Annotated in this window: 11 protein-coding genes; 6 read left to right on the top strand and 5 right to left on the bottom strand. The window is 58.6% G+C overall.

Going from position 1 to position 17,127, the window contains the following annotated elements; genetic code table 11:
• Positions 1-142: 142 nt before the first annotated feature.
• Entirely contained in the window at positions 143-3,991 is a 3,849-nt protein-coding gene (locus ACYZTS_RS11235) for a sensor domain-containing protein (protein WP_461995909.1), read from the bottom strand.
• A 286-nt stretch (positions 3,992-4,277) separates the two neighbouring features.
• Here ACYZTS_RS11235 and ettA point away from each other — a divergent pair, with 286 nt between their 5' ends.
• A complete protein-coding gene (gene ettA / locus ACYZTS_RS11240; RefSeq protein WP_028624287.1) occupies positions 4,278-5,942 on the top strand; it encodes an energy-dependent translational throttle protein EttA in 1,665 nt (554 codons plus the stop codon).
• 360 nt (positions 5,943-6,302) lie between these two features.
• Positions 6,303-7,640: an NADP-specific glutamate dehydrogenase gene (gene gdhA, locus ACYZTS_RS11245; RefSeq protein ID WP_461995911.1), complete on the top strand. Its 1,338-nt coding sequence runs from the start codon at positions 6,303-6,305 to the stop codon at positions 7,638-7,640.
• Here the strand turns inward: gdhA and ACYZTS_RS11250 are convergent.
• The 3 genes from ACYZTS_RS11250 to ACYZTS_RS11260 form a co-directional block, all read right to left on the bottom strand.
• Complete coding sequence (locus tag ACYZTS_RS11250) at positions 7,637-8,131, bottom strand: GreA/GreB family elongation factor (protein WP_461995913.1); 495 nt, start codon at positions 8,129-8,131, stop codon at positions 7,637-7,639. The two genes, gdhA and ACYZTS_RS11250, sit on opposite strands and share 4 nt — an antisense overlap.
• A 138-nt stretch (positions 8,132-8,269) precedes the next feature.
• Positions 8,270-10,123, bottom strand: a complete 1,854-nt coding sequence (locus ACYZTS_RS11255) for an Lnb N-terminal periplasmic domain-containing protein (protein WP_461995914.1) — start codon at positions 10,121-10,123, stop codon at positions 8,270-8,272.
• 209 nt (positions 10,124-10,332) lie between these two features.
• Complete coding sequence (locus ACYZTS_RS11260) at positions 10,333-10,821, bottom strand: DUF3015 domain-containing protein (protein ID WP_028624601.1); 489 nt, start codon at positions 10,819-10,821, stop codon at positions 10,333-10,335.
• Positions 10,822-11,096: 275 nt separating this feature from the next.
• Here ACYZTS_RS11260 and ACYZTS_RS11265 point away from each other — a divergent pair, with 275 nt between their 5' ends.
• Positions 11,097-13,535 (top strand): Lon protease family protein, encoded by a 2,439-nt coding sequence (locus ACYZTS_RS11265; protein ID WP_028624602.1) that lies wholly within the window; start codon positions 11,097-11,099, stop codon positions 13,533-13,535.
• 301 nt (positions 13,536-13,836) lie between these two features.
• Positions 13,837-14,163 (top strand): PA4575 family protein, encoded by a 327-nt coding sequence (locus ACYZTS_RS11270; protein ID WP_028624603.1) that lies wholly within the window; start codon positions 13,837-13,839, stop codon positions 14,161-14,163.
• A gap of 5 nt (positions 14,164-14,168) precedes the next feature.
• Here ACYZTS_RS11270 and ACYZTS_RS11275 read toward each other — a convergent pair whose 3' ends face one another.
• Positions 14,169-15,998, bottom strand: coding sequence for a hypothetical protein (locus ACYZTS_RS11275; protein ID WP_461995917.1), 1,830 nt, complete (start codon positions 15,996-15,998; stop codon positions 14,169-14,171).
• 172 nt (positions 15,999-16,170) lie between these two features.
• Between ACYZTS_RS11275 and ACYZTS_RS11280 the strand changes: the two genes are divergently transcribed.
• A complete protein-coding gene (locus tag ACYZTS_RS11280) occupies positions 16,171-16,659 on the top strand; it encodes a TIGR00645 family protein (RefSeq protein WP_028624605.1) in 489 nt (162 codons plus the stop codon).
• Between the two features lie 124 nt (positions 16,660-16,783).
• Complete coding sequence (locus ACYZTS_RS11285) at positions 16,784-17,089, top strand: DUF6482 family protein (protein ID WP_461995919.1); 306 nt, start codon at positions 16,784-16,786, stop codon at positions 17,087-17,089.
• The last annotated feature ends 38 nt before the right edge of the window (positions 17,090-17,127 follow it).

Raw genomic sequence — 17,127 nt, forward strand, 5'->3', positions numbered from 1 at the left:
TTGGATGGCATATGAAAGGAATTCAGCTGCAAGCTGAAAGCTACAAGCGGCAAGCTAAAAGCGACAGATGACCGGCTTCAGCTTGAAGCTTGCAGCTTGCAGCTACTCTTCATGTTTGATTGATTGAAGCTGACAGCTTCAATCATTCAAACACGAAGAGCGCATCATTACAGAACTGCGCCTCGAACCTGGCTGCCGGCATCGGCCGTCCGAACAGGTAACCCTGAACCTCATCACAGCCATGTTCACGCAGGAATTCGAGCTGCTCATGGGTTTCCACGCCCTCGGCGATCACTGCCAGGTTCAGGCTGTGCGCCATGGCGATGATCGCCCGGGCGATCTGCGCATCCTGCTCGCCGGACGGCAGGCCATCGACGAATGTCCGGTCGATTTTCAGCACATCGATCGGGAACTGCTTGAGGTAGTTGAGCGATGAGTAGCCGGTGCCAAAGTCGTCGACCGCAATGCTCAGCCCGAGATTTTTCAAACCGTCGAGAATCTGCATCGCCTCGTTGACTTCGCGCATCAGGATACTTTCGGTCAGTTCAAGCTCCAGGCACGCCGGCGGCAGCCCGGTTTCCTTAAGGATGGTGGCGATCCGCGTGCCGAGTTGACCATCGGAGAACTGCCGCGCGGAAATGTTCACCGAAATCTTCGGCACGCGCACCTTGGCCTGATGCCAGGTCTTGAGCTGACGACAGGCTTCGCTGATCACCCAGTCGCCGACATCCACCACCAACCCAAGCTCTTCCAGCACCGGAATGAAATCCCCCGGCGGCACCAGGCCACGGCGCGGATGGCGCCAGCGCAGCAGGGCTTCGGCACCGGTCAGACGCTTGCCGTCGCCGCTGAACTGCGGCTGGTAATACAACGTGAATTCGTCCTGCTCGAGGGCGTGGCGCAAATCGCTTTCCAGCTCCAGACGCTCCAGCGCACTGGCGTTCATGTCGGTCTGATAAAACTGGAAGTTGTTCTTGCCGCGCTCTTTGGCGTGGTACATCGCGGTGTCGGCGTTTTTCATCAATTGACTGAGTTCACTGCCATCCTGCGGGCTCAGCGCGATGCCGATGCTGGCAGTGACAAAGAACTCGCGACCTTCCAGCACAAACGGTTTCACCAGGCTGGCGAGAATCTGCTCGGCGACATGAATCGCCCGGTTCAACGCCACCTCGCGGCTAGCCCGCGGTTGCAGCAGCAGGGTGAATTCGTCACCGCCCATGCGCGCTACGGTGTCGTCATCGTCAACGCAACCGAGCAGGCGCGTGCCCATTTCCTTGAGCATGCGATCGCCGGCAGCGTGACCCAGGGAATCGTTGATCGGCTTGAAGCGGTCCAGGTCGAGGAACATCAGCACCACCCAGGACTTCTGCCGCTCCGCCGATTGCAGCGCAGTGTGCAGACGATCCTGAAACAGGGTGCGGTTGGGCAAATGCGTCAGGGCGTCGTAATAGGCGAGGCGGTGAATCCGCTGTTCGCTGGCCTTGCGCTCGCTGATGTCGCTGAAGAAACACACATAACTGGCCAAGTCGCCTTCGTCATCGAGCACCGCCGTGATCCCGACCCAGGCCGGGTAATGTTCGCCATTGCGCCGGCGCAGCCACACTTCACCTTCCCAGGTACTGTGCTGATTCAGCTGCTTGATCACATAACGCAGATGCGCGTTCTGCTGTTCATCCACGGTGAGCATGTTCGGCAGCTGATCGAGCACTTGCTCCACCGCATAACCGCTGACGCGACTGAACGCTTCGTTGGCCTGGACGATGTAGCCGGCCGGGTCGGTGATCAAAATTGCCGACGTCGAGTGTTCGAAAACGGTGGCCGCCATGCGCAAATCCTTCTCGGCGCGGCGTTGCTGACTGACATCGCGACCGACACCCAGCACCCCTTCGAAAGCGCCATGTTCGTCCCAAACCAGCACCAGTCTTAGCTCGATCGGGATCTTGCGTCCGTCGGCGCGCAGGCAATCGAACAGAAACAGCTGGGTTTGTACCTGATTGCGCAACTGTTCCAGCTGCTCGGGTTTGTCCAGCGCCTTGCTCACCCGGTCCATCAACTCGGTGATGCCGGCCAATTGTTGCGGGTTGGCGATGGTCGATTGCCAGCCGTTCTGGAAAATCCAGTCAGCGTCGTGGCCCAGCACGGTTTGCACTGAAGGGCTGACGTAATTGAGCGACAGTTTGCTGTTGGTGGAAAAAATCACGTCGCTGATGCTTTCGGCGAGCATTCGGTAGCGTTGCTCGCTGTCGCGCAAGGATTCGCTGGCTTCGATCTGCTCGGTGACATCCTTGGCTACACCGATGATCCGCGTGACCTGTTCGTGCTTGTCACGCGCCAGCGCTTGCTCGCGTATGTCGAAGCGCCGCCATTGGCCATCGCGGTGACGGAAACGCAGCTGACATTGCAGTAACTGGCTGTAACCGGCCTGCCGCTGAATCTGCCGGGAGCGGTGGTAATGGTCGGCGTCTTCGGGATGCAGAAGAATTTCCCAGAAATATTCGCCCATCTGGTGCAGTTCAGTGCGGTCGTAGCCGAGGGTCTGGCCCAAATGGTGATTGCTGAAAATCATCCGCTGGCTGACCACATCCTGTACGTAAAGGTGATCAGGCACTGTGCGCACCACGTCCGACCAGAATCCTTCACGCTCAAGCAGCGATAACTCGATAAGTTTGCGACTGGTGATGTCGCTGATACTGAGGATCACCGCTTTATAGTCGCTGGTGTCTTCGGGCAGACGCAGCACCAGCCACAGATGCTGATCCCGGCCGTTGGCGTCCTCGCGCGTGATCTCCAGTTCCAGCTGTTTCTGTTGAGTAAGGACCGCTTCCAGGACCTGAGTGCCGATGGCCGCGCCGTCCAGTGAATGGCCGGCGATCAGCACGTTCCAGGCTTGATCGGGTGAATTGACGTTGAGCAGTTGCAGGGCGACCTGATTGACCTCGGTGATACGCAGTTGCTGCAGTAATAGACGTTTTTGCTCCGGCACAGCCAGCCACGCGCCCAGTTCCGCGCCGGTGCGCAGCCTGGCCTTGTCGAAGGTGCCCTGCAGGCTTGAGACATCCAGGACACAAAGCGCCACGCCGGTGCCGTCGAAAATATCCTGATAGCGCCGCCGACCCTCGCTGACCTGAAGTTGACGGCGTCGCATGTTCAGCAACGCAATCAGTGGCAGCAGGGAGAATGCCAATCCCAACAGGCATTTTCCGATAAAGGCTGGCAGTAGTTCCTCGATCACACGTTGTCGGTTGAACAGGCCACGCATCTGCCAGTCGCTGTTGCTCAGGGGAACCGTGAGCACGCTGTCGGCCAGATCGTCCGCCGTCAGCAGGGCAGGTCGGATCGCAGGCAGCATCTCGTCGCGACTGATGATCTGGTGATTGAGACGATTTTCCACCAACCATAAAGGCCGGATGACCCCATCGTCGTGCTGGGTCAATGACGAGAAAAACGTGGGTGTCAGACGCAGCGCCCAGTAGCCACGACCGCTGCCACTGGCCTGATGCAGCAACAGATGCACGGTCGAGCCGTCCTCGGCATTGCTGAAATAGTGGGCCTGATTACGGCTGCGGCGTACCAGATCGGCGAGGTAGTCGGCGTCGGTGGCGTTGTCCGCAGTGTCGCTGAGAATTTTCCCGGAAGGGCTCAGAAGCGCGAGGCTACGCACCTCCGGTAACGACTGCTGCACTTTACGCAGCAGGGCTTGCTGGTCGGCGGCGGTTTGCGGCTGCTCGACAATGGGCAGCAGGTTCAGAGCGATCTGCGCATTCAGGGCCATATTGAGACTGACTTGAGCGGCCAGGTCAGCGGTGTAGTCAATCGTATATTGGCGCTGGTGTTTCTGCGTTTCGCGCAGCTGATCGAGCAACTGCCAGAACAGTAATGCCAACAGCAACAGCACCAGTGTCGCCAGTGCGCCTTTAAGGGTTCCACGCAAAGGGGAGCCGGGCGCAGCAGTCGCTGCACGAGAGGTCAGGGGTGGGGAGGCGTTCGGCAAACTGTAATCCTGCGGTTTGGCTGGACTGGCGCGACGTGCACTATAAGCCGGACGCCCGAAGGGCGGCTAGCATGCCTTGAGTTGTGGCAAAGTGCCAGTCCCGCTCGGCTGGACTGCCACCCATCATTAAGGTAGCTTTGCCGGTTACGTGGGAGCGTTCCAGCTCCTAGACTCAGACTTTCTTCAGCGCGCACGCATTGGTCCTTATCAGGCGGACGACGCGCACGGTCTGGCCGGGCCGCGCCCGCGCTCCAATCATTCATCTGTCACTGACCCAAGGTTCTCCATGGCTCAATACGTCTTCACCATGCATCGGCTGGGCAAAGTTGTTCCGCCGAAGCGGGAAATCCTGAAAAACATTTCGCTGTCATTCTTCCCCGGCGCCAAGATCGGCGTGCTCGGCCTCAACGGTTCGGGTAAATCCACGCTGCTGAAAATCATGGCCGGCGTCGATACCGAGTTCGAAGGCGAAGCCCGTCCGATGCCGGAGCTGAACATCGGTTACCTGCCGCAGGAACCGATCCTTGATCCCACCAAGACCGTGCGTGAAGTGGTCGAGGAAGCGGTCAGCGTGATCAAGAACGCCCAGGCTCGCCTGGACGAGGTTTACGCCGCTTACGCCGAAGAAGATGCCGACTTCGACAAGCTGGCTGCCGAACAGGCCAAGCTGGAAGCCATCCTGCAAGCCAGCGACGGCCATAACCTGGAGCGTCAACTGGAAGTCGCCGCCGACGCGCTGCGTCTGCCGGCGTGGGACGCCAAGGTCGAATTCCTCTCTGGTGGTGAAAAACGTCGCGTGGCCTTGTGCCGCTTGCTGCTGTCCGCCCCGGACATGTTGCTGCTCGACGAACCGACCAACCACCTGGACGCCGATTCGGTCGCGTGGCTGGAGCATTTCCTCCACGACTTCCCGGGTACCGTGGTTGCGATCACGCACGACCGTTACTTCCTCGACAACGTCGCCGGCTGGATTCTCGAGCTCGACCGTGGCGCCGGTATCCCGTACGAGGGCAACTACTCCGGTTGGCTCGAAGCCAAATCCGACCGTCTGGCTGCCGAATCCAAGTCGCAATCGGCCCACGAAAAAGCCATGAAGGAAGAACTGGAGTGGGTGCGCAAAGGCGCCAAGGCCCGCCAGTCGAAATCCAAGGCACGTCTGCAACGCTTCGAAGAAATGCAGTCGCAGGAATTCCAGAAGCGCAGCGAAACCAACGAGATCTACATCCCGGCGGGTCCTCGCCTGGGCGACAAGGTCATCGAATTCAAAAACGTTTCCAAGGGTTATGGCGATCGCGTATTGATCGACAACCTGTCGTTCTCCATGCCTAAAGGCGCGATCGTCGGCGTGATTGGTGGTAACGGTGCCGGTAAATCGACCCTGTTCCGCATGCTGATGGGCAAGGAAACGCCGGATTCGGGCAGCATCGAAGTCGGCGAAACCGTGCAACTTGCGTGCGTCGATCAGAGTCGCGAAGACCTGGACGGCAGCAAGACTGTATTCCAGCAAATCTCTGACGGTTCCGATCAGATCCGCATCGGCAACTATGAGATTCCGTCGCGTACCTACGTCGGTCGCTTCAACTTCAAGGGTGGCGATCAGCAGAAGTTCGTCAAGGACCTGTCCGGTGGTGAGCGCGGCCGCTTGCACCTGGCACTGACTCTGAAGGAGGGCGGCAACGTCCTGCTGCTCGACGAACCGTCCAACGACCTCGACGTTGAAACCCTGCGTTCACTGGAAGAAGCCCTGCTGGACTTCCCGGGCGCCGCCATTGTGATCTCTCACGATCGGTGGTTCCTTGACCGTGTCGCGACGCACATCCTGGCGTACGAAGACGACTCGCAAGCGGTGTTCTTCGAAGGCAACTACACCGAATACGAAGCCGATCGCAAAAAGCGTCTCGGCGAAGCGGCTGCCCAGCCGCACCGTGTACGGCACAAAAAACTGGCCTGATGTCGGGTGGGTTGCATGAAAAACGGAGCCTTTGGGGCTCCGTTTTTTTTGCGCGTTTTTAGTGACACCGAGTCGCGTTCTTCGCGAGCAGGCTCGCTCCCACAAGGGGGCGATGCCAGCCTGTAAAACGCGGTCCATTGTGGGAGCGAGCCTGCTCGCGAAAGCAGCGTAACTGTTGGTGCACAACTCAATTGTGAAGACCCAATCAGGTGCAAAATAAGTTCGTAAAAGATCTCTATTTATATCCTGTGCACCATTTAATTTCTTAAATGCGACATTTCACTCTATTCCTGTACACAATCCCTTTGTTACAGTCCGGCTTAATCTCCTCCAACGACAACAATTTGCCGAGACTTTTCCATGATCGAATCCGTCGACCATTTCCTCGCCTGTCTGAAAAAACGCGACCCGGATCAGCCCGAATTTCACCAGGCCGTAGAAGAAGTCCTGCGCAGCTTGTGGCCGTTTCTCGAAGCCAATCCTCATTATCTGAATTCCGGAATTCTCGAGCGGATCTGCGAGCCGGAGCGGGCCATCGTATTTCGTGTGTCATGGGTCGACGATCACGGAAACGTGCAGGTCAATCGCGGTTTCCGCATTCAGATGAACAGTGCGATCGGCCCTTACAAGGGTGGTCTGCGTTTCCATCCTTCGGTCAACCTCGGCGTGCTGAAATTCCTCGCCTTCGAACAGACGTTCAAAAACTCGCTGACCTCACTGCCCATGGGCGGCGGCAAGGGCGGTTCGGATTTCGACCCGAAAGGCAAAAGTGATGCCGAAGTCATGCGCTTCTGCCAGGCCTTCATGAGCGAGTTGTATCGCCATATTGGCGCAGACGTTGACGTTCCGGCCGGTGACATCGGCGTCGGGGCGCGCGAGATCGGTTTCCTGTTCGGTCAGTACAAACGCCTGAGCAACCAGTTCACCAGCGTATTGACCGGCAAAGGCCCGAGCTATGGCGGCAGCCTGATCCGCCCGGAAGCCACCGGTTTTGGCTGCGTGTACTTCGCTGAAGAAATGCTCAAGCGCAGCGGCGAGACCGTCGAAGGTAAACGCGTGGCCATCTCGGGTTCCGGCAACGTGGCGCAATATGCTGCGCGCAAGGTCATGGACCTGGGCGGCAAAGTGATCTCGCTCTCCGACTCCGAAGGCACGCTGTACTGCGAGGCGGGTTTGACCGAGGAGCAATGGCTGGCATTGCTGGAGCTGAAAAACGTCCAGCGTGGACGGATCAGCGAACTGGCCGGGCGCTTCGGCCTGGAGTTCATGGCCGGCCAGCACCCTTGGTCGCTGAGTTGCGACATTGCGCTCCCGTGCGCGACGCAAAACGAACTCGATGCGGACGCTGCTCGCACGCTTCTGCGCAATGGCTGCGTGTGTGTGGCAGAAGGTGCGAACATGCCGACGACACTGGAGGCCGTGGACGTGTTTATCGAAGCCGGCATTTTGTTTGCGCCGGGCAAAGCGTCCAACGCTGGTGGCGTGGCGGTGAGTGGTCTGGAAATGTCCCAGAACGCCATGCGCCTGCTGTGGACCGGCGGCGAAGTGGACAGCAAGCTGCATGCAATCATGCAGTCGATTCACCACGCCTGCGTGCATTACGGCGAAGAAAACGGACGGGTTAACTACGTCAAAGGCGCGAACATCGCCGGCTTCGTCAAAGTCGCCGACGCCATGCTCGCGCAAGGTGTGGTTTAAGCCGGTTCGATGCGGATGACTTCGATCGTCTGATCGCCGGCCGGGCGCTGCCACAGTACTTCGTCACCCAACTGCGCCCCGAGCAGGGCCCGACCCAGCGGTGAGCTCCAATTGATCAGGCCCGCTGCCGCGTCGGCCTGGTCTTCACCCACCAGTTGCACCGTCTGTTCGCTGTCATGCTCGTCGGCGAACGTCACGCGGCTGCCGATCTGGATGTTTTGCGTAGAACTGGCGGTTGATACCACCTGTGCGCTTTGCAGGCGCTGATTGAAATAGCGTAAATCACGTTCGAGGTCTGCCTGGCGTTGTTTGTCCGCCTGTTCGCCCTTGGCCGATTGAGCACTGTGCAGTTGTTGCAGCTCGGCGACCTTGGCCTGCAGTTGGGCGTGGCCGGTTGGCGTGACGTAATTGGTCTGCGCGCTGATCTGCCGTTCAACCGGCTGATCAGCTTGCGCAGCAGCGTTATCTTCATTGACGAAAGCGCGACTCATGGTTTTCTCCCTTGATAAGGATTGGGCCATGGCTGCGTTCATTGGTTTCATGTCTTCACTTCTGAAGGAGCCTGGCTTGCCAGCGATGGCGTACTCGAAATCGCGATCGCCAGCAAGCCGGCCCCTACAAAGGCTGGATCAATAGTGATACCACTTCACTTCCAGCATCACTTCGTTTTCCGGCGAGGCGAGGTGGCTGAATTCGCGTTGGGCGCTCAGGCGCAAGCCGAGGTTGCGCGACAATTCCCACTGCTGATTCAGGCTAACGCTACGACGTACTTCACCATTGGTGAAGAAGTCGCCCTTGGCTTCCAGGCTGAAGTTGCCCAACGGGTTGTGCCACAGCACACCGCTGTTGAAACCCGCAGCGGGTGAAATGAATTCGGCAAAGTCGTTGTTGTGCTCGACGCGCACGGTGCCCAAAGCGAAACCAAGCATGTCCTCGCTCAATTGCCAGGTGCCGCCGGCGCCGCCATTGACGTGGCTGACCAGGGTTTCGTCGTCGTGCTTGCCGGGTACTCGCTCCAGGCCGCCGGTGACTTGCCATGACAATGGCTGCAATAACTCGTTGCGTGGAGTCAGCGAGCGGATCGTCGCCAGATCCAGTTGCTGCAATTGCCAGTTATTGCCTTCGTACTGGCGCAGTTTCATCTGCAGGATTTCAATCTGAGCGCCCAGCGGGAAGCTCTCGGTGTTGTCGTTGAGATCGTGATACGCCATGCGCAGGCCATATTCGCCAAAGGCCTGATCGCCGCGAGTACCGATGCCGGCCTGCCAGGTGCGCGATTCATGGCCATCCTCGGGGAGGCCGGGCTGCGGGATGTCCAGCTCCGGCGCCGGGTTCTGATTGATCGCTCGCAGCAGTTCAAAGCTGCGCTGGGCACGATTTGCATCGCGCTCCTGACCGTTGGCCCGGTAACGTTCGAGACGGTAGGCGGCGTCGATGATCAGCGCCTGGCGGTCGCGAGGCTGCGCCTTGAAGGCCGGCTCATGTAACTGTTTCTGGTCGGCGCTGACTTTCAGCACCCACTGTTGCTCTTCAGGATCCAGCGGTTCGGCGCGACTCAGCAGCTCACGCTCGCGGGAAGGACGGTATTGGATCGATTCCACCAGCCCGGCTTCTTTCACCGCTTTGACCGTGTCGGTCGGAATCGCGGTCAGCGGGAATTGTTCAGTCAGACGCAGACCCGGCCGCGCCACTTGCAGCAATTCCAGCAAGCGATAGGAGCAGTTTTCGTCAAAGAAAAAATAATCGAACTGGATCTGCTTGAGTTCCCAGACGTGCTCGACCATGCGCTCGGTTTCCGCCTGCGTCAGGTTCAGCCGGTATTCCCACAGGTCACGGTTTTCCAGACTGCGGTATTCCGAGAGTTTCTCCTGATAGGGCACGAGCGCGAACAGGCCCGGGTAGCCGCCCATCAAGCCTTTCCAGGCGTACAGGATGCTGTTGTCCGAGCCTTCAATGTAGGCGCCGAAGTTGATCGCGTAACTGAGCAGCGCGGTCTTGTCGGTTTGCACATCGGCCTGATCGATGCGCAGCAAGGTGTGACCGAACATTGACGAAGGACTGTTCAGATAGGCCGCAGGGAAAATCATCACCGCGCTGTGCGGCGCCACATCCTTGAACCATTGTGTGAATTCGGCACAGTCCGGCTTCGGCAAATCGGTCAGGCTGAGTTGCGCCTTGAGCCAGCGGGTGCGCGCCGGATAGACGCATTGAGCGTGTTGCTCGCCGGCACTGGCCGGGGCATACAACGCTTGCACGGTCGCCGCCAGTTCACGGTCGGGGTGTTCGTTGCCGTCGGCCGCGAGAAAGAATTTACGGTCGCTGACATAGCTGCGCCAGCCCCCGAGTTTGGCGGTTTCGTAATGGCCCAAAGAAATCCAGAAGGGATCGTTGGCCAGTTGCTGCAAACGTTGATTGTCGATATGTGGCGCGGCGGACAGCGGGGCGCAGACACAGAGCGCCAGCCAGGCAAGGCGTTTGAGCATAGTGGGCAACTTAAGTCGAAAAAGATAAAGACCCTTAAGGCAATCCGTTCCCGTAGGAGCCGGCTTGCTGGCGATTGCATCGACACGCTGCTTTTGAATGACCGCGGTGATGCCATCGCCAGCAAGCCGGCTCCTACAGGCACGTTTCACGAAAGAGGGCAGGTCCAGAAAACAAAACCCGCTCCCCGGAAGGAGCGGGCGGGTCGAGCTTATGCTTGAGTGGCGTACTTGGCCAGACGAGCATCGTTCTTCAGAACGGACACAGTATTGGTATGCACGTCTTCAGCGGTCACGTCAGCTTTGCTGAAGATCTGCTGGAAGTGCTCGTGAGTCACAGCGGCGAAGTGCGCACGGTCTTCCGGCGCCACGCCCAGTACCACGGCATAAGTAGTCAGCGCTTCGCCCTGACCTTTAGCCATGTCTTCGGACAGCTCGTTCATCATGCCATTCATGGCCAGCCAGGATTTGCCGCCGTAAGTCAGCGACGCATTTGTCGAGCAACCGTTGGTACCCGAAGTCATACCGAACGTTGCGTTGCCGGAAGTGCCGTTAGTGGTGGATGCCAGGAAGTGAGCCGGAGTGCCACGCTGACCTTCGAACAGCATGTTGCCCCAACCGCAATCCGGGCCGCCTGGTGCTTGAGCCATGGCGTTGATGGATACAGCGGTGAAGAGAGTACCGAGAAGAATCCGTTTCATAGCTTTGTTCTCTTTATGTGCATACCAATGGACAAGGGTCTGGCCCGATCTGGCGCCAGTGGGCCGGTTATTGTTCCAGCCGCGCAATTTGGAGTTTAGGCACGTTCCAAGGGTTCCGTGACTTTTTACGAAACATTCGTTGAGAGCATTGTTTAACCCCCGGTCTGCCGGGCGATGCGCGTTTAGCTATGCTCTGACAAAAGGCGCGCCTTGCCAGTGAGGTATAGGCAGCGCCAGAATGCCGCTATCTGCCCCGCCTGATGTAAGGAAGCCCGATGCCTGATCCTGTTGCTGCCAGCTTGCGTCTAGCGCCCGAAGCGCTGACCCGTCCGTTTTCCGCTGAACAGTTCAGCTTCTCTACCACCAATGATCTGGAGCCCTTCCGCGGTGTGCTTGGCCAGGAACGTGCGGTCGAAGCCTTGCAGTTCGGTGTGGCCATGCCACGCCCCGGTTACAACGTATTCGTCATGGGCGAGCCCGGCACTGGCCGCTTCTCGTTCGTCAAACGCTATCTGAAGGCCGAAGGCAAACGCCTGCAGACCCCGGCAGACTGGGTTTATGTCAACAATTTCGATGAGCCCCGCGAGCCTCGCGCCCTGGAATTGCCTTCGGGTACGGCTGGCGCTTTCATCGGCGACATCAACGGTCTGATCGACAATCTGCTGGCGACGTTTCCGGCGGTGTTCGAGCATCCGTCCTACCAGCAGAAAAAAAGCGCCATAGACCGCGCCTTCAATCAGCGCTACGACAAGGCCCTGGACATCATCGAGCGCCTGGCGCTGGAGAAAGACGTCGCGCTGTATCGCGACGCCAGCAACATCGCGTTCACGCCGATGGCCGAAGGCAAAGCGCTGGACGAAGCCGAGTTTGCGCAGTTGCCGGAAGCCGATCGTGAGCGCTTTCACGACGATATCTCCGGCCTTGAGGAGCGTCTGAACGAGGAACTCGCCAGCCTGCCGCAGTGGAAGCGCGAGTCGAGCAATCAACTTCGCCACCTCAACGAAGAAACCATCACCCTGGCGTTGCAGCCATTGCTGTCCCCGCTGTCGGAAAAGTACGCCGAGAACGCCGCGGTGTGCGGTTACTTGCAGGCCATGCAGGTTTATCTGCTGAAGACGGTGGTCGAGCAACTGGTCGATGACAGCAAGCCGGATGCCGTCGCGCGCAAGATGCTCGAAGAGCAGTACGCGCCGAGCCTGGTGGTCGGTCATTCGGCCAGCGGCGGTGCGCCGGTGGTGTTTGAGCCGCATCCAACGTACGAAAACCTGTTCGGCCGCATTGAATACAGCACCGATCAGGGTGCGCTCTACACGACCTATCGGCAGCTGCGACCGGGTGCCTTGCATCGGGCCAACGGCGGTTTCCTGATTCTAGAAGCGGAAAAAATGCTCAGCGAGCCGTTCGTGTGGGACGCGCTCAAGCGTGCCCTGCAATCACGCAAGCTGAAAATGGAATCGCCGCTCGGTGAACTGGGTCGTCTGGCCACCGTGACCCTGACCCCGCAGAACATTCCGCTTCAGGTCAAAGTCGTCATCATTGGCGCCCGCCAGTTGTATTACACGCTGCAGGATCTCGATCCGGACTTCCAGGAGATGTTCCGCGTTCTGGTCGACTTCGATGAAGACATCCCGATGGTCGACGAGAGCCTTGAGCAGTTCGCTCAACTGCTCAAGACCCGCACTTCCGAGGAGGGCATGGCGCCGCTGACCGCCGATGCGGTAGCGCGTCTGGCCACTTACAGCGCCCGTCTGGCCGAGCACCAGGGACGTCTGTCGGCGCGCATTGGCGATCTGTTTCAACTGGTCAGCGAAGCGGATTTCATCCGTCACCTGGCCAGCGATGAAATGACCGATGCCGGACATATCGAACGGGCTCTCAAGGCCAAGGCCACGCGCACCGGGCGTGTCTCGGCGCGGATTCTCGATGACATGCTCGCCGGGATCATCCTGATCGATACGGATGGCGCGGCGGTCGGCAAGTGCAACGGGCTGACAGTGCTGGAAGTCGGTGACTCGGCGTTCGGTGTGCCGGCGCGGATTTCCGCCACGGTGTACCCGGGTGGCAGCGGCATCGTCGACATCGAGCGAGAGGTCAACCTCGGTCAGCCGATCCACTCTAAGGGCGTGATGATTCTTACCGGGTATCTGGGCAGCCGTTATGCCCAGGAATTCCCCTTGGCGATTTCCGCTAGCATCGCGCTGGAGCAGTCTTACGGTTACGTCGATGGCGACAGTGCGTCGCTGGGCGAGGCGTGTACGCTGATTTCAGCGTTGTCGAAAACGCCGCTCAAACAATGCTTCGCGATCACCGGTTCGATCAACCAGTTCGGTGAAGTGCAGGCGGTGGGCGGGGTCAACGAAAAAATCGAAGGCTTCTTCCGCCTCTGTGAAGCGCGCGGGCTGACCGGTGAGCAAGGGGCGATTATTCCCCAGGCGAACGTGGCGACCCTGATGCTTGATGAGAAAGTGCTGGCGGCAGTGCGCGCGGGGCAGTTCCACGTGTACGCGGTGCGTCAGGCGGATGAGGCATTGAGCCTGCTGGTCGGCGAGCCCGCCGGTGCGCCGGATGAGAATGGCGAATTTCCGGAAGGCAGCGTCAATGCCCGAGTCGTGGAGCGCTTGCGAGTGATCGCGGAAATGATCAGCGAAGAGGATCTCAAGGAAGCGGAAAAGGAGATCGCGCTCGAAGCGCTCGTTGAAGCCAAACCGGCCTGAAAATCGGCCATTTGTGGGAGCCAGCCTGCTCGCGAATGGGGGTGTCAGTCGATATGAAGTTCGCCTGACATACCGCTTTCGCGAGCAGGCTCGCTCCCACATCTGATTCCATGACTGATGGTGAAAGTGCCATCACTCTGGCGTCAAGATTCACACAATGACCATTCGGCGCCTTCTGGTCTCAAGTGGCGTCCCGAGCAGACTTTTCTTCTATTCTCAGCACAAGGATATCGACAGTATCACTGGATCGAGACAGCTCCTCTGTGGGAGCTGAATACCGGATCTATCGAGGGTCGCCGCCATGTCGCGCAACCTCTGCCTCACCCGTCAATGCCTGGGTCTTGTGACCCGGATCGAATGTGCCATCCGCCCTCTGGCGGGGGATACGGGCATGTGGACGTTGCTGTTCGCCGCCGGAATGGCCGGCGAGCAACCGTCTGCGATCAAAGCCCAAGGGCCTTTTCACGGGCCGTTCGCCGCCGAATCCATTCTCGACACCATCGTTGAAAGCCTGACCCTGCACGGCTACGAACTGGCCGATGATCCGCAGATCTGGAGCCTGCACCTGCAGGCGCAACTGCGCGAAATCAACGGCGGACGTTGTCGTGGAACCAGGCCTTCGCTGTAAATGCGTCAGGGATCGAGGCTGCTCAGATCAGCCTCGTCAAGTTTCAGCTCAAAGCCGTACTGCACGGTGGTGAGGTCGGTTCGCTGGTAGCTTTCCACTCGGGTCGGCTTGCCGTAGAAGTACTGTACGCCCATCACTGCCGGGCCTTCTGCGCTCGCGTCGTGACTGACCGCAAGAATCTCCTTCAGGTAATTGCCGCTGTCATCCTTGGCGAAAAAACGCCATTCCTGCGCCGGGAATACTGTGCGATCAACCACCAGTGCGTTGTCGCGAATCTCCAGACCCTGGGGCAATTGATCGATGCTGAGTGTGTGCTTGGCGACCGTGGCCAGGAACAACGGGAAGGAACCGACGGCGAATGCCGGCGTCTCCGGGAAAAGATTAAGGTCGTAGGTGATGGTGCCGCCCAGTGCGTCGACTTCATAGGCTTGCGGTGGCAATTCAATGGGTTCATCGCGCTTGCCGGAGCCATCGCCGGTAAAGAACGTCACCGGGCTTTCACCGGGGTTGAGGGCAGTCCCCAACAACTCATCGTTGAAGCTTTTCGGATGGCTGAATTCAATGGTCGCCGCGCTCGGATCTTCCACGGATTGGCGAATGCTCACGCCCTTTTTCAGTTGCTCCTCATTTAGCGCCGCGCCTTTAAGCCAGGTTGGGGCCTGATCGTCGTAGACCACCACCGGCAGTGCCAATGGCGCAACGGTTTTTTGCGTGGTGTGCGGGTCGAAGCGTCGCACCGGCAGGTCGAGGTCTTTGCGCGTCACGGTGGCCGTCGAGAAATCCAGCAAACTGACTTCAAGGGTTTCAATCGGCCCGTTGAAATAAACCCTCGTGTATTGCTTGTCCTGTTGTTGGTCAAAGGCCCGTTGCTCTTCCTTCAACTGGGTTGCCAGCGTGTCGCTCCAGGTTTTCTGCGCCTGCAGTTTTGCCAATTGTTTTTCGTAGAAGGCGATTTGCGCCGGGGTTTCATTGATCGCGCCAGAACGTGCGAGAAATTGCCCGGTGTTGTCCTTGGCCTGAACGATCAGCGGATTAAGCGGCGTCTCGGCCACCTCGGTGGCCAGCGGCAAGCTGTTGTGAAACTCTATTTCAGCGTAGTTGTTTTCCAGTTTCAGCAGCGTGACGCTGAGGTTGTCGTTGTTACGGGTCTGGCCGACATCCTTTTTACTCAGGTCGAAGCTATAGAGACGACGCGGTGCGATTACTTCCACTTTGCCTTGCAGACTTATCGGCTGTGGCTGGTTTTTGTTGTCCACATCCAGGCCATCGATGAAGGGGTAGGTCACCGTCAGGTCATCCGGATTGGTCAGGTTCGAACTGGACGGGCTGAGCTGGATGCCGGGATCGGTTTCCGACCACTCCGGCTGGAACGGGATAACGCGTTTGTCGCTGAGAATCACCGACTGCCATTCCAGGCCGTGGGGAAACAGAAAGGTGTCCGGAATGTTGAAGCTGAAAGGGAATACCGGCTGCAGGTCTGTGAGGTAGTCGGAACTGGAATCCTTGTGCAGCACGAACAGGCCGTTGATGAAGGTGTCGACCAGCGCCTGCGGCGTCGGGTAGTGCTTGAGGACAGCGAGGACGTCTTCGCTGTACTCGGTTTCCAGCGGTTTGCTGTCGAGCTTGAGTTGCGCGCGTTCGAGCAGTATCAACGAACTGCCGAGTTCGGCCACGGCCGTCCGCAGCTGTGGATCCTCTATCGCATTCACCGACTGTTCGAACTGCACGGTTTTCTCGTCGAGGCTGACCTGACGTTTTTCATCGCTGGGCGAGCAGCCGCTCATCAGCAGCGCCATGCAGATTCCGGCGCTCGTTAAAGGCAATCGCACATCCATTTTCCAGTTTTCCTGTCCGATATCGCTGAAGTGTCAGTGAGTGGGACACTAGCAGAAAGACTTCGTCACACACTCGCAGGCAACGGATTTTGCACTTGTTTCCGGCTGCTTCTGGGGACCGGCAGGTGACTGCTATACTCGCGGCCATTTCCAGCCCAATGTGTGAGATTCAATGGAACGCTTTATCGAAAATGCAATGTACGCCTCCCGCTGGCTGCTGGCGCCGATCTACTTTGGCCTGTCTCTCGGCCTGTTGGCCCTGGCGCTGAAATTCTTTCAAGAAGTTTTCCACGTCATTCCCAACGTCTTCGCCATGGCCGAATCCGAGCTGATTCTGGTGCTGCTGTCGCTGATCGACATGGCGCTGGTGGGTGGTCTTCTGGTGATGGTGATGATTTCCGGTTACGAAAACTTCGTTTCGCAGCTGGATATCGACGACAGCAAGGAAAAGCTCAACTGGCTGGGTACCATGGATTCATCTTCGTTGAAGATGAAGGTCGCGGCGTCCATCGTGGCGATATCTTCGATTCACTTGCTACGGATTTTCATGGACGCCAAGAATGTCGATCCCGAGCATTTGAAGTGGTATGTGATCATTCATATGACGTTCGTGGTGTCGGCGTTCGCCATGGGTTACCTGGACAAGCTGACCAAGCACTGACCCTGCGGCACCGTCGCGGCGAGCCAGTGCAAACAGACGAGCGGCGTTGTTTGCCGCTTGTGCTTTGATGCGCCAAAGCCTATCCCTGTAAGGATACGGTCTCGCGACAGCGTGGGGTGTTTTGATGAACCTGCAAGAGTTGAATGCGTATGCCATCGCCGGCAAGGTCGATGAGCTGAACCTGATCTCGATGGAAGGTGGGATCTACTTGCTGGAGGCGCGCATGCACGGTGCGGCGTATCCATTGAGCGATGACCGTGGCAAGGCGTTTCACCTGCGTTCGGTCGAGCACGCACGGCAAGTGCTGCATGCGTGCCCCAAAGTGCAATTCAATCTGGTGCACACCTCGGTGCATGACGAAATGTGCGGGCTGGGCGCCAGTGCGGGAGAGAGCCTGAAAGTGCCAATCGCCTTCCGGTCTACCTGGTAACACTGGCCCTCTGATCAACGCGATGGCATCTGTGCTAG

The organism is Pseudomonas sp. TMB3-21 (assembly GCF_054898145.1).